We start from the raw sequence: 13,493 nt of genomic DNA on the forward strand, positions 1-13,493 counted from the left end.
TCTTACCCCTTCATCCGGCTGGGATCGTCGACCGAGATGGAGCCGCGGCCGCGGAAGAAGATGACGATGATGGCGAGGCCGATCGCGGACTCGCCCGCGGCGACCGTCAGCACGAACATCGCGAACACCTGGCCCACCAAGTCCTGCAACGCCGCCGAGAAGGCGACCAGGTTGATGTTCACCGCCAGCAGGATCAGCTCGATCGCCATCAGGATGACGATGATGTTCTTGCGGTTGAGGAAGATGCCCAGCACCCCCATCGTGAACAGCAGCGCCGCCACGACGAGATAGTGGATCAGGCCAACGCCACCCGTCACAGCTGCACCCCCTGCCCCACGTCGGGCTTCATGTTGCGCGTCGCATCCTGCGGACGCCGCGCGATCTGCCGCGCGATATTCTGATAGCGCGATCCCGACCGCTCGCGATGGGTCAGCACGATGGCCCCGATCATCGCGACCAGCAGCACCAGCCCCGCGCCCTCGAACACGAACAGGTAGCGCGAATAGAGCAGGTTGCCGACCTGGACGATGTTGGGGATCGTCGCATCCGCCGGCGCCGCGCGCCGCGCCAAATCGATCCCGCCCGCGCTCCACGCGAAGACGCCGATCAGGATTTCCGCCACCAGCGCGACCGCCAGCACCAGCCCGATCCCGAAATAGCGGACGAACCCGGCGCGCAGCTCCGCGAAGTCGATGTCGAGCATCATGACGACGAACAGGAACAGCACCGCGACCGCGCCGACATAGACGATGACCAGCAGCATCGCGATGAACTCCGCACCCACCAGCACCATCAGGCCGGCGGCGTTGAAGAACGCGAGGATCAGCCACAGCACCGAATGCACCGGATTGCGCGACGCGATCGTCATCGCACCGGACACCAGCACCACGGCGGAGAAGATGTAAAAGGCGATGGCCTGGATCACCGGACCGGCTCCGTCACCCCAGCGCAGGCTGGGGTCTTTAGCGAAAAGGATGCGCCCCTGCGGCACGAGGCCCCAGCTTTCGCTGGGGCGACGGTTGAGAGAATCATGTCGGCCCCCGAAACCACGCCGCGCCTACCGGTACGGCGCATCGGCGGCAAGGTTCGCCGCGATCGCGCGTTCCCAGCGGTCGCCGTTGTCGAGCAGCTTGGCCTTGTCGTAGATCAGCTCCTCGCGCGTCTCGGTCGCGAAATCCAGGTTCGGTCCCTCGACGATCGCATCGACCGGGCACGCTTCCTGGCACAGCCCGCAATAGATGCACTTCGTCATGTCGATGTCGTAGCGCGTCGTGCGGCGGCTGCCGTCGTCGCGCGGTTCCGCCTCGATCGTGATCGCCAGCGCCGGGCACACCGCCTCGCACAGCTTGCACGCGATGCAGCGCTCCTCACCATTGGGATAGCGGCGCAGCGCATGCTCGCCGCGGAAGCGTGGGCTTAGCGGGTTCTTCTCGAACGGATAGTTGATCGTCGCCTTGGGCTTGAAGAAATACTTCAGCGTCAGCGCGTGTGCCTTCACGAACTCCCAGAGCGTGAACGCCTTGATCGTGGATGCGATACCCATCTTACACTCCCACGCGCATCAACATGAGCACGCCCGACACCAGGAAGACCCAGAACAGCGACAGCGGCAGGAACACCTTCCACCCCAGCCGCATCAGCTGGTCGTAGCGGTAGCGCGGCACCGTCGCCTTGATCCACGAGAACACGAAGAAGAAGAACAGGATCTTCGCGAACAGCCAGATGATCCCCGGCACCGCGTACAACGGCGCCCAGTCGAACGGCGGTAGGTAGCCGCCCCAGAACAGCGTCGCGTTGAGCGCGCACATCAGCAGCACGTTGGCATATTCGCCGAGCCAGTAGAGCGCGAAGGCCATCGACGAATATTCGGTCTGGTACCCGGCGACCAGCTCGCTCTCCGCCTCGGTCAGGTCGAACGGCGCGCGCTGCGTCTCCGCCAATGCGGAGATCAGGAACACGACCGCCATCGGGAACAGCAGAGGATTGAAGCCGAAGCCGTTGACGCAGCCGTACAATCCCTTCTGCGCCTCGACGATCGCGGTCAGGTTGAACGATCCCGCCCACATCACCACCGAGATGATGACGAAGCCGATCGCGACCTCGTAGCTGACCATCTGCGCCGCGGCGCGGATCGCGGAGAAGAACGGATATTTGGAGTTCGATGCCCAGCCCGCCAGGATGATCCCATACACCCCCAGCGACGAGGCGGCGAGGACGTAGAGCAGCCCGACGTTGATGTCCGCCAGCACCACACCGATCTGAAACGGTACCACCGCCCAGACGATCAGCGCGACCGTGAAGGTGATGATCGGCGCCAGCAGGAACAAGGTCTTGTTCGACGCCGCGGGGACGATCGTCTCCTGCAGGAACACCTTGAGGCCATCCGCGAACGACTGGAGCAGCCCGAACGGGCCGACCACGTTGGGGCCGCGACGCAGCGCCATCGCCGCCCAGATCTTGCGATCGGCATAGATGATCATCGCCACCGCCAGCATCAGCGGCAGCGCGATCAGCAGGATGCCGATGATCGTCGCCAACGTCCATGCGGCGCCATAAGGCATGTAGGAGGCAAAGAAGCCGGTCATTCCGCCGCCTCCGCGAAGGTCTCGCCATGGACGAGTTCGGCCGAGCAGCGCTGCATCGTCGGCGACGCGCGGCAGATCGCGTTGGTGAGGTAGAAGTCCTTGATCGGATAGCCTTCCATCACGCCCTGTGCGGTGGTCGCCAGCGACGGCGGGTTCCACGCGAAGGTCTTCAGCCCCGTCTCGGCGAGGTCGGGACAGTCGAGCGCCATCGCGGCGCGCAGCTCGTCCAGCGTGTCGAACGGCAGGGTCTTGCCCATCCGCTCGGAGAGCGCGCGGAAGATGGTCCAGTCCTCGCGCGCATCGCCCGGCGGGAAGACGGCGCGCTCGCCGCGCTGCACCCGGCCCTCGATGTTGACGAAGGTGCCGGACTTCTCGGCATAACTCGCGCCCGGCAGCACCACGTCCGCATGGTGCGCGCCCTTGTCGCCATGGTGGCCGACATACACTTTAAGGCCGCGGAAGTTGGCGAAAGCGCATTCGTCAGCGCCGAGAAAGAAGGCGATCTTGGCATCGTACAATGCCGAGATGCCCGCCGGCTGCGCATAGCCGAGCATCAGCCCGCCCATGCGCGACGCCGCCATATGGACGACGTTGAAGCCGTTCCACCCGTCCTTCACCAGACCCAGCGTGTCGACCAGCCCGAGCGCCGCGCCATGCGCGCCCTTCAGCGCGCCGCCGCCGACGATCATCATCGGGCGCTCCGCCTTCGCGAACACATCCGTCAGCGACGACGGCAGGTTGCCGAGCACCGACAGGTCCGCGCCCAGCCACTCGACCTTGTACGTCAGGTCCGTCTCCGGCCCGATCGCGAACACCTTCGCGCCGCGCTTGATCGCCTTGCGGATGCGCGTGTTCACCAGCGGCGCTTCCCAGCGCAGGTTGGTGCCCACCAGCAGGATCGCGTCGGCACGCTCCGCCCCGGCGATCGTGGTGTTGAAGTTCACCGCCGCGAGGCTGGACGTGTCATAGTCCATGCCCGTCTGCCGCCCTTCGAGCAGCGACGAGCCGAACTCCCCGAGCAGCGCCTTGGCCGCGAACATCGTCTCGCAATCGACCAGATCGCCCGCGACCGCCGCGATCGAACCGTCGTGATCGACCGCCGCGATCGTCGCGAACGCCTCGTCCCAGGTCGCGGGGGCGAGCTTGCCGTCGCGCCGCACATACGGACGATCGAGCCGCTGGCGCACCAGACCGTCAACCGCGTGGCGCGTCTTGTCGGTCGCCCATTCCTCGTTCACGTCGTCGTTGACGCGCGGTACGCAGCGCAGCACCTGCCGCCCGCGGCTGTCGAGGCGGATATTCGTCCCCACCGCGTCCATCACGTCGATGGTCAGCGTCTTCTTCAGCTCCCACGGCCGCGCCTCGAACGCATAGGGCTTGCTGGTCAGCGCGCCCACCGGGCACAGGTCGACCACATTGCCGGACAGTTCGGAGGTAACCGCCTCCTCCAGATAGGAGGTGATCTGCATGTTCTCGCCGCGGTAGATCGCGCCGATCTCCTCCACGCCCGCGACTTCCTCCGCAAAGCGGATGCAGCGCGTGCACTGGATGCAGCGGGTCATGACCGTCTTGACGATCGGACCCATATATTTCTCGGTCACCGCGCGCTTGTTCTCGTCGAACCGCGAATGGCCGCGCCCATAGGCGATCGACTGATCCTGCAAGTCGCACTCGCCGCCCTGATCGCAGATCGGGCAGTCGAGCGGGTGGTTGATGAGCAGGAATTCCATGATGCCCTCGCGGGCATGCTTCACCATCGGCGTGGTGGTGAAGATCTCCTGATTGTCCGCTGCCGGCAGCGCGCAGGACGCCTGCGGCTTGGGCGGTCCGGGCTTCACCTCGACCAGGCACATGCGGCAATTGCCCGCGATGGACAGCCGTTCGTGATAGCAGAAGCGCGGGATTTCCTTGCCCGCGGCCTCGCATGCCTGAAGCACCGTGGCGCCCGCGGGCACCTCGACCTCGATACCGTCGACCTTGACCTTGGGCATTATTCGGCAGCTTCCTGCATGGGGGAAAGGTCTCCCCCGCGTTCCTTGATGCGGCGCTCCAGCTCCGGGCGGAAGTGGCGGATGAGGCCCTGGATCGGCCAGGCCGCCGCATCACCCAGCGCGCAGATCGAATGGCCCTCGACCTGCTTGGTCACCTGCTGGAGCATGTCGATCTCGTTGATCTCCGCGTCGCCGGTGCGCAGCCGCTCCATCACGCGCCACATCCAGCCGGTGCCCTCGCGGCACGGCGTGCACTGGCCGCAGCTTTCGTGCTTGTAGAAATACGACAGCCGGCTGATCGCGCGGACGACGTCGGTCGACTTGTCCATCACGATCACCGCCGCGGTGCCGAGCCCGGAACCGACCGCCTTGAGGCCGTCGAAGTCCATCGGCGCGTCGATGATGTCCTTCGCGGGCACCAGCGGCACCGACGACCCGCCCGGGATCACCGCGAGCAGATTGTCCCAGCCACCGCGGATGCCGCCGCAATGCTTCTCGATCAGCTCGCGGAACGGGATGCTCATCGCTTCCTCGACCACGCAGGGCGTGTTCACGTGGCCCGAGATCTGGAAGAGCTTCGTGCCCTTGTTGTTCTCCGCGCCAAACTGCGAGAACCATTCCGCGCCACGCCGCAGGATCGTCGGCGCGACCGCGATCGATTCGACGTTGTTGACCGTCGTCGGGCAGCCATAGAGGCCCGCGCCGGCCGGGAACGGCGGCTTCAGCCGCGGCTGGCCCTTCTTGCCCTCCAGGCTTTCGAGCATCGCGGTTTCTTCGCCGCAGATGTAGGCGCCCGCGCCGCGGTGGACGAAGACGTCGAAGTCATAGCCCGAGCCGCAGGCGTTCTTGCCGACCAGCCCCTTGTCATACGCCTCCGCGACCGCGGCGAAGAGCGTCTCCGCCTCGCGAATATATTCGCCGCGGATGTAGATATACGCCGCGCGCGCGCGCATCGCGAAGCCCGCGACCAGCGCGCCCTCGATCAGCTTATGCGGATCGTGGCGGATGATCTCGCGGTCCTTGCACGAACCGGGCTCGGATTCATCGGCGTTGATGACCAGGAAGTTCGGCCGGTCCGGCTTCGGCTCCTTGGGCATGAACGACCATTTGGTGCCGGTCGGGAACCCCGCCCCGCCGCGCCCGCGCAGACCCGACGCCTTGATGACGTCGATGATCTTGTCCTGGCCCAGCTCCAGCAGCGCCCTGGTATTGTCCCAGTCGCCGCGCGCCATCGCCGCGTCCAGCCGCCACGACTGATAGCCGTAGAGGTTGGTGAAGATGCGATCCTTGTCCAGCAGGCTCATGCGCCGGCCCCCTGCGTGTTCCACTCCCCGCGATAATCGTGGTTCTCGGTCACCATCGCGGTCAGCGAGGTGGCGCCACCCTTCGGCTCGACGGTGTGACGGCCCGGCTCCTGCGTGCCCGGCTTGGGCGTGCCGCCGCCCGCCAGCGTCTCCAGGATCGCGATGGTGCGGTCGTAGTCGAGGTCTTCGTAATTGTCGTCGTTGATCTGGACCATCGGCGCGGACGCGCAATTGCCCATGCACTCGACCTCGGTCAGCGTGAACAGGCCGTCGGGCGTGGTCTTGCCCTTGATGAGGCCCTTGTTCTTGCACGCCGCGAACACGTCGTCCGACCCGCGCAGCATGCACGGCGTCGTGCCGCACACCTGGACGTGATAGCGGCCCACCGGCGCCAGATTGAACATCGTGTAGAAGGTCGCGACCTCGTACACGCGCATGTACGGCACGCCGATCTCGCGCGCGACGAACTCGATCACCGGGACCGGCAGCCATCCTTGCGTCTGCGTCTCCGCACCGACCTGCCGCTGGGCGAGGTCGAGCAAGGGAATCGAGGCGGATTGCTCGCGACCGGCGGGATAGCGCGCCAGCACGGCGTTGCGCTTCTCGCGGCTCTCGTCCGACCATTGGAAATTGCCCCAGCGGGCGCGGACCTCGGCCTCGTCGGGAATGATGGCTGCATCGGCCATTAGCGGATGAACTCCACGCGCGACACCTTGTCGCCCTCGAACGAATAGATGGACATGACCTCGAACGCCTCGCCGCCGGGCGCGCGCTCGACCTTTTCGTGCAGCAGCACGGTGTCGCCCAGCGTCCAGTCGGCGATGATCTCCGCGCGGTTCTGCGGATATTGCGCGAACATCGCCTTCAGCCCGGCGCGCACGCCCTCGCGCCCCTCGCGCAGCACCGCACCGCGATACGTCGCCTCGCACGCGTCGTCGGTCATCAACTCGACATAGGCGTCGGCATCCTGCGCATTGTAGCGCGCGATCATCTCGCGTGCGGTCGCCGCCTTCGACGTCACCGGTCGCACTCCCCGAACACGATGTCCATCGCGCCCAGGATCGCGGTGGTATCCGCCAGCATGTGCCCGCGGCTCATGAAGTCCATCGCCTGAAGGTGGCTGAACGCGGTCGGGCGGATCTTGCAGCGATACGGCTTGTTGCTGCCGTCGCTGACCAGATACACGCCGAACTCGCCCTTGGGGCTTTCGGTCGCGACATACACCTCGCCCGCGGGGACGTGATAGCCCTCGGTATAGAGCTTGAAGTGGTGGATCAGCGCCTCCATCGAGCGCTTCATCTCGGCGCGCTTGGGCGGCACCACCTTGCGGTCAAGCGAGGCGATCGGGCCTTCCGGCATCTCGTTGAGGCACTGGCGCATGATGCGGGCCGACTGGCGGACCTCCTCGACGCGCACCATGAAACGATCGTAGCAATCGCCACGCGTACCGACCGGGACGTCGAAGTCCATCTTCGCATAGACGTCGTAAGGCTGCGACTTGCGCAGGTCCCACGGGATGCCCGCGGCGCGGATCATCGGGCCGGAGAAGCCCCAGGCGATCGCATCGTCGCGGCTGACGGTGGCGATGTCGACGTTACGCTGCTTGAAGATGCGGTTGTCGGCGACCAGGCTGATCGCATCCTCGAACAATTCCGGCAGGCGGGTGTCGAGCCAGTCGCCGATGTCGGTGAGCAGCTTCAGCGGCACGTCCTGATGGACGCCGCCGGGACGCATGTAATTGTGGTGCATCCGCGCGCCCGAGGCACGCTCCAGGAAGCCCATGCAATCTTCGCGGATCTCGAACAGCCACAAATTGGGCGTCATCGCGCCCACGTCCATGACGTGCGACCCGAGGTTCAGCATGTGGTTGCAGATGCGCGTCAGCTCGGCGAAGAACACGCGCAGATATTGCGCGCGGATCGGCACCTCCAGATCGAGCAGCTTCTCGATCGCGAGCACGAAGCTGTGCTCCATGCACATCGGCGAACAGTAATCGAGGCGGTCGAAATAGGGGATCGCCTGCGCATAGGTCTTGTATTCGATCAGCTTCTCGGTGCCGCGGTGGAGCAGCCCGACGTGCGGATCGATCCGCTCGACGATCTCGCCGTCCAGTTCCATCACCAGCCGCAGCACGCCGTGCGCGGCCGGGTGCTGCGGGCCGAAGTTGATCGTGTAGTTCTGGATCGCGACATCACCCTCGGTCGGGTGCGAGGCATCGCTGGCGTGGACCAGCTTCTCGATCGCGGGATCCACCTCGCGGTCGACCGCCTGATCCTTGGCGACATACGTGTCGGTCATTGGGGTATCGGTCATTGGTTCTGCCCCCCGCCCTTGGACGGCGTGACGTCGGGATCGGCCGGCTTCTCGCCCGCATCCGGGCCGGGCTTGCCGGCGCCGGTGTCGGCGGTGCTCTGCGCGTCCTTCTTGGCGTAGGGCTGGCTCGGCGCGGCGGGCGCCTTCACGTCGCTCTGCGTCGCGTCGGCCTTCTGGATCTGCGTCGCGGTCACCGGCGAGGGCGCACCCTTCGCCTGCGGCAGCGCTGCGGACACCTGAGCCGCCTTCTCGTCACCCGGCAGGACGTATTCCGCGCCCTCCCACGGGCTCATGAAGTCGAAGGTGCGGAAGTCCTGCGCCAGATTGACCGGCTCATAGACGACGCGCTTCTGCTCTTCCGAATAGCGCAGTTCGACATAGCCGGTCAGCGGGAAGTCCTTGCGGAACGGATGCCCGCGGAAGCCGTAATCGGTCAGGATGCGGCGCAGGTCGCGGTTGCCCGCGAACAGCACGCCGAACATGTCATAGACCTCGCGCTCCAGCCAACCGGCGACCGGCCACAGCCCGGTGACCGACGGCACCGGCGTATCCTCGGTCGCACCGACATGGACATGGAGGCGGTGGTTGCGGGTCAGCGACAACAGGCAATAGACGACCTCGAACCGCTCGTCGCGATCGGGATAGTCGACGCCCGCGATCTCCATCAGCTGCTGATATTCCAGCCCAGGCGTGTCGCGCAGCGCGGTCAGCGCCGCGACCAGCCCGTCGCGGGCGAGGTGCAGCTGCACCTCGCCCGCGATCTCGACCGCACTCACCAGCGCCGCACCGATCGCGGCCTGCGCGGCCTCGATCGTGGCGTCGTTCAGGGTCGCCGCAAAGGCGGGCGCGGGCGCCCTCACCGTTCGATGCTCCCGGCGCGGCGGATCTTCCGCTGCAATTGCATCACGCCGTACAGCAGCGCCTCCGCGGTCGGCGGGCAGCCGGGGACGTAGATGTCGACCGGCACCACGCGGTCGCAGCCGCGCACGACGCTGTAGCTATAATGGTAATAGCCGCCGCCGTTGGCGCACGAGCCCATGGAGATGACGTATTTCGGCTCCGACATCTGATCGTACACGCGACGCAGCGCCGGGGCCATCTTGTTGCACAAAGTGCCCGCGACGATCATCACGTCCGACTGGCGCGGAGACGCGCGCGGCGCGGCGCCGAACCGCTCCATGTCGTAACGCGGCATGTTGACGTGGATCATCTCCACCGCGCAGCACGCCAGCCCGAACGTCATCCACCAGAGCGAGCCGGTGCGCGCCCACTGGAACAGCTCCTCGGTCGAGGTGACCAGGAAGCCCTTGTCGGTCAGCTCGCCGTTGAGCCCGTCGAAGAAGCCCTGATCGGGCGCGACCACGCCCTGTCCACCAGCGGGATGGGTCAATTCTACTCCCATTCCAGCGCTCCCTTCTTCCATGCGTACACCAGACCCAACGCAAGCTCGGCGATGAAGATCATCATGCTGATCCACGCGACCCACCCCAGCGAGAACACGCTGACCGCCCAGGGATACAGGAACGCCGCCTCCAGATCGAAGATGATGAAGAGGATGGCGACCAGATAGAAACGCACGTCGAATTGCGCGCGGCTGTCCTCGAACGCGGGGAAGCCGCATTCGTACTCGGCCAGCTTCTCCGGCGTGGGCTTTGCCGCGCCCGTCAGCTTCGCGACCGCCATCGGCAGGAACACGAAGGCGGAGGACAGCAGCAGCGCCACGCCCAGGAACATCAGGATCGGCAGATATTGCGACAGATCGACCACTATGGCTCTCTCTCGGGGCTTCTCTCGCAGGTGCGAACAGGGTTGGCGACGCTCTAGACCCGTGCCCTGTGAGGGGCAAGGCCGTGGGCGGTGAGAATGAATCGCAGGAAGGGCCGGCAACGCTTCGTCACCCCGGACCTGATCCGGGGTCCGGCTTCGATCGGGACGCAGCAGAAGAAGCGGGACCCCGGGTCAAGCCCGGGGTGACGGGTGGACACATCACCGCAGCGCGTTGGCGACCATCTTGTGCAGCTTCGAATGCAGCGCGTCATTGGCGGCGAGGAACTCGTTGCGCTCCATCGGCTTGTCGCCGCCACGATAGTCGGTGACGAAGCCGCCGGCTTCCTTCACCAGCAGCATCCCGGCCGCGACGTCCCAGATCTTGAGGTCGCTTTCCCAGAAGCCGTCGAACCGCCCCGCCGCGACCCAGGCGAGGTCGAGCGCGGCGGCGCCCAGCCGGCGGATGCCCGCCACCTGCGGCGCGATCGCGCCGAAGATGCGCGTCCATTCCGCGAAATTGCCATGCCCCATGAACGGAATGCCGGTCGCGATCAGCGCCTCCGACGGATCGCGCCGCGAGGACACGCGCAGCCGCTGGTCCTGCAACCAGGCGCCGCGCCCCTTCTCCGCCCAGAAGCTCTCGTCGGTGAGCGGCTGATAGACCAGCGCGGTCGTGATCTCGCGCTTGCCGTTGGGCAGCGGCTCCTCGACCGCGATCGAGATGCAGAAGTGCGGCACGCCGTGGAGGAAATTGGAGGTGCCGTCGAGCGGATCGATGATGAAGCGCGGCTTGCTGGGGTCGCCCTCCACGGTGCCGCGCTCCTCCATCACGAACCCCCAGTCGGGGCGCGCCTTGGACAGTTCCTCGTACAGCGTCTGCTCGGCGCGGGCATCGGCCTGGCTGACGAAGTCGGCCGGGCCTTTACGGCTGACCTGGAGGTGCTGGACCTCGTTGAAGTCGCGCCGCAGCCGCGGCGCGGCCTTGCGCGCCGCGCGCTCGATGACGGTGAACAGGCCGGAATGGGATGGCATTCAACTTCTCCCCCCTCCCTTTCAAGGGAGGGGTCGGGGGTGGGTGGCGTCCGGGTGATACGGCGGGATTGCGTGCCCGGCGCCGTATCGCGAGCACGCCACCCACCCCCGGCCCCTCCCTTGAAAGGGAGGGGGGATCGTTACTCTACTCGCCCGCCGCGGGCAAAGCCCGCGCCGTCGGACGGGCTGTGCCCGCCGGCCGGGCGGCCGCCTGTGCGGATAGCTTCGCTATCCGTCTCAGTCGGCGCGACGAACGTAGGTCTGCTCGTACACGTCGACCACGATCCGCGTGCCCGACGCGATATGCGGCGGCACCATCACGCGGACGCCATTGTCGAGCACCGCGGGCTTGTAGCTGGAGGACGCGGTCTGGCCCTTCACCACGGCGTCGGCCTCGACGATGGTCGCCTCGATCGTGTCGGGCAGCTGGACGCTGATCGGCTCCTCGTCGTGAAGCTCCATCACCACGTCCATCCCGTCCTGCAGGAAGGCGGCGGCGTCGCCCAGCAGGTCGCGCGGCAGCGTCACCTGATCATAGGTTTCCTTGTCCATGAAGACCAGCCCGTCGCCCTCGGCGAACAGGAACTGGAAATCCTTGGTGTCGAGCCGCACGCGCTCGACCGTTTCCGCGGAGCGGAAGCGGACATTGTTCTTGCGGCCGTCGCGCAGGTTCTTCAGCTCCACCTGCATGTACGCGCCGCCCTTGCCGGGCTGGGTGTGCTGGATCTTGACCGCGCGCCAGATGCCGCCTTCGTATTCGATGATGTTGCCGGGACGGATGTCCACGCCGCTGATCTTCATGGGGCTTCGCCTATGGAAAAGAGCTGGCCGCACCAGACGGGCGACCGGGTGGCGGCGACTTAGCGGCTGCGCGCGCCGCGGGCAAGCAGCGGATAGGGATCGACCGCCTGCCCCTGCCACCAGCGATCGTCCTGTGCCATCCGGCTGATGCCGAAGTGCAGGTGATAATTGCCCGCGCCGGCATTGCCGCTGTCGCCGACATAGCCCAGCGTCTGGCCGGCCCGCACCCGCTGCCCCTCCGCAATGCCGGGCGCGTAGCCGGCGAGGTGCGCATAATAGAACGCCAGCCGCCGGTCGGGCGAGCGCTGGTAGAGCGTGGTGCCGCCGGCGTTGCTGAGGAACAGCTTTTCCACCCGCCCCGGCGCCGCCGCGACCACCGGGGTGCCGGCGGGCGCCATCAGGTCGATGCCGGTATGCGCGCGGGCGCCGCCATCGCGCGGATCGCCCCAATGGTCGCGCAGCGCGGCGCGCGGGTAGCCGGCCACCGGCACCACCAGCTCGCCCGGAGCGGGCGCGGGCGCGGCATCGACCGGCGGCGCCTCCTCGCGCGCGGCGACCGCGCGGCGGGTGCGCTCCGCGCCGTCGAACGACAGCAATGAGGCGAACCCCGCCACCGCCAGCAGGATTAGCGCCAGGATCGACCAGCCGAGCCGCGTCATCGGCTCAGGCCTGGAAGATTACCGGCGTGCCGCCCTTCACCATCAGCGCGACGCGGGCGGCGTCCCAGTTGGTGAGGCGGACGCAGCCATTCGACTGCGCACGGCCGATCTGCGCCGGCTCGTTGGTGCCGTGGATGCCGTAATGCTCCTTGCTGAGGTCGATCCACACCACGCCGACGGGGTTGTTCGGGCCGGGCGGGATGATCTGCGGCTTCTTGTCGTCGCTGACCCCCTTCAGGATCGCGGGGTTCATCTTCCAGTCCGGATTGGGCGAGACGTGCAGCACCTTCCAGTCGCCGAGCGGCAGCGGGTCGCGCGCCGAGCCGATCGTCGCGGTATATTGCGCCACCAGCCGCCCCCGATCGTCGAGCACGCGCAGCACCGCGTCGGATTTATCGACCACGATCTTCGCCGCCTTGGGCACCTGTGCCTCGACGTTGAGCGAGGCGAGCGTGGCGCGCCATGCGGGGGTGGCGTCGGCGGGATAGGCGCGCGACGCGGGGAAGGTGTTGGGGACGCGGATCCGGGTGCCGGGCGCGATCTGCGTCACGCCCGGGTTCAGCTCGGCGAGCACCGCGGGCGTGGTGTGGAAGCGCTCCGCCAGTTTCTCCAGCGGGCGCGTATAGGCCATCGACGCGAGCTTCGCCTGCTCGGCATAATCCTTCGGAATCTGCGGTACATAGGGGCCGCGCATCGCGTCGCGATCGAGCGTCACCTCCAGCACCGGGCGCAGCGCGGCATAGGCCCGCAGCGCGTCGAGCGTCGCCGCGTCGGGCGCCCCGGTCACGCGCAGGCCGCGGCTTTCCTGAAACCCCTTCAGCGCGTTGGTGAGCGAGGCACCGCCCCGCCCGTCGATCACGCCGGGGCCGAAGCCGAGCCGGTCGAGCACCACCTGCATCCGCAGCACCGCCGGGTCGAGCGATGGCGGCGCCTTCTGCGCCAGCGATGGAGCGGCAAGCCCCAGGACAGCCAGAATGGCGATACGCTTCACGGACCCTCTCCCTCTTTACGATGCCGGAACAACGCGTCGCGGCCGGGGTG

Annotated in this window: 16 protein-coding genes; all 16 read right to left on the reverse strand. The window is 66.9% G+C overall.

The genetic code is table 11. From position 1 onward, the window contains the following. Positions 1–2: 2 nt before the first annotated feature. Positions 3–317, reverse strand: coding sequence for an NADH-quinone oxidoreductase subunit NuoK (gene nuoK, locus PGN14_RS13180; RefSeq protein WP_082740649.1), 315 nt, complete (start codon positions 315–317; stop codon positions 3–5). Continuing rightward, on the reverse strand, positions 314–925 hold the full coding sequence (locus tag PGN14_RS13185; protein WP_335299986.1) for an NADH-quinone oxidoreductase subunit J: 612 nt from the start codon (positions 923–925) through the stop codon (positions 314–316). The genes nuoK and PGN14_RS13185 overlap by 4 nt, the downstream gene beginning before the upstream one ends. A gap of 132 nt (positions 926–1,057) precedes the next feature. Continuing rightward, a complete protein-coding gene (nuoI, locus tag PGN14_RS13190; RefSeq protein ID WP_335299987.1) occupies positions 1,058–1,543 on the reverse strand; it encodes an NADH-quinone oxidoreductase subunit NuoI in 486 nt (161 codons plus the stop codon). Between the two features lies 1 nt (position 1,544). Then, positions 1,545–2,585: an NADH-quinone oxidoreductase subunit NuoH gene (gene nuoH, locus PGN14_RS13195; RefSeq protein WP_335299988.1), complete on the reverse strand. Its 1,041-nt coding sequence runs from the start codon at positions 2,583–2,585 to the stop codon at positions 1,545–1,547. Next, positions 2,582–4,576, reverse strand: a complete 1,995-nt coding sequence (gene nuoG / locus PGN14_RS13200) for an NADH-quinone oxidoreductase subunit NuoG (RefSeq protein WP_335299990.1) — start codon at positions 4,574–4,576, stop codon at positions 2,582–2,584. Before nuoG ends, nuoH begins: the two co-directional genes overlap by 4 nt. Further along, positions 4,576–5,880 carry an NADH-quinone oxidoreductase subunit NuoF gene (gene nuoF / locus PGN14_RS13205; protein WP_335299992.1) on the reverse strand — a complete coding sequence of 435 codons (1,305 nt, stop codon included), beginning with the start codon at positions 5,878–5,880 and terminating at the stop codon, positions 4,576–4,578. Before nuoF ends, nuoG begins: the two co-directional genes overlap by 1 nt. Further along, positions 5,877–6,566 (reverse strand): complex I 24 kDa subunit family protein, encoded by a 690-nt coding sequence (locus PGN14_RS13210; RefSeq protein WP_335299994.1) that lies wholly within the window; start codon positions 6,564–6,566, stop codon positions 5,877–5,879. Before PGN14_RS13210 ends, nuoF begins: the two co-directional genes overlap by 4 nt. After that, on the reverse strand, positions 6,566–6,871 hold the full coding sequence (locus tag PGN14_RS13215; protein WP_335300102.1) for a nuclear transport factor 2 family protein: 306 nt from the start codon (positions 6,869–6,871) through the stop codon (positions 6,566–6,568). Before PGN14_RS13215 ends, PGN14_RS13210 begins: the two co-directional genes overlap by 1 nt. 26 nt (positions 6,872–6,897) lie before the next feature. Next, positions 6,898–8,178 carry an NADH-quinone oxidoreductase subunit D gene (locus PGN14_RS13220; protein ID WP_443019515.1) on the reverse strand — a complete coding sequence of 427 codons (1,281 nt, stop codon included), beginning with the start codon at positions 8,176–8,178 and terminating at the stop codon, positions 6,898–6,900. A gap of 11 nt (positions 8,179–8,189) precedes the next feature. Further along, on the reverse strand, positions 8,190–9,053 hold the full coding sequence (locus tag PGN14_RS13225) for an NADH-quinone oxidoreductase subunit C (protein ID WP_335299995.1): 864 nt from the start codon (positions 9,051–9,053) through the stop codon (positions 8,190–8,192). Next, positions 9,050–9,595, reverse strand: a complete 546-nt coding sequence (locus PGN14_RS13230) for a NuoB/complex I 20 kDa subunit family protein (RefSeq protein ID WP_335299996.1) — start codon at positions 9,593–9,595, stop codon at positions 9,050–9,052. The genes PGN14_RS13225 and PGN14_RS13230 overlap by 4 nt, the downstream gene beginning before the upstream one ends. Next, the gene (ndhC, locus tag PGN14_RS13235; protein ID WP_335299998.1) at positions 9,586–9,960 is read right to left on the reverse strand and encodes an NADH-quinone oxidoreductase subunit A; all 375 of its coding nucleotides are present in this window, start codon (positions 9,958–9,960) and stop codon (positions 9,586–9,588) included. Before ndhC ends, PGN14_RS13230 begins: the two co-directional genes overlap by 10 nt. A gap of 219 nt (positions 9,961–10,179) precedes the next feature. Next, positions 10,180–10,992, reverse strand: a complete 813-nt coding sequence (locus PGN14_RS13240) for an inositol monophosphatase family protein (protein WP_335299999.1) — start codon at positions 10,990–10,992, stop codon at positions 10,180–10,182. A gap of 237 nt (positions 10,993–11,229) precedes the next feature. Then, positions 11,230–11,793, reverse strand: a complete 564-nt coding sequence (gene efp, locus PGN14_RS13245) for an elongation factor P (protein ID WP_335300001.1) — start codon at positions 11,791–11,793, stop codon at positions 11,230–11,232. Positions 11,794–11,852: 59 nt separating this feature from the next. After that, complete coding sequence (locus tag PGN14_RS13250; protein ID WP_335300003.1) at positions 11,853–12,452, reverse strand: M23 family metallopeptidase; 600 nt, start codon at positions 12,450–12,452, stop codon at positions 11,853–11,855. A gap of 4 nt (positions 12,453–12,456) precedes the next feature. Beyond that, positions 12,457–13,443 (reverse strand): L,D-transpeptidase family protein, encoded by a 987-nt coding sequence (locus tag PGN14_RS13255; protein ID WP_335300004.1) that lies wholly within the window; start codon positions 13,441–13,443, stop codon positions 12,457–12,459. Positions 13,444–13,493 lie beyond the last annotated feature (50 nt).

The sequence above is a fragment of the Sphingomonas adhaesiva genome (genome assembly GCF_036946305.1).
Classification (GTDB): domain Bacteria; phylum Pseudomonadota; class Alphaproteobacteria; order Sphingomonadales; family Sphingomonadaceae; genus Sphingomonas; species Sphingomonas adhaesiva_B.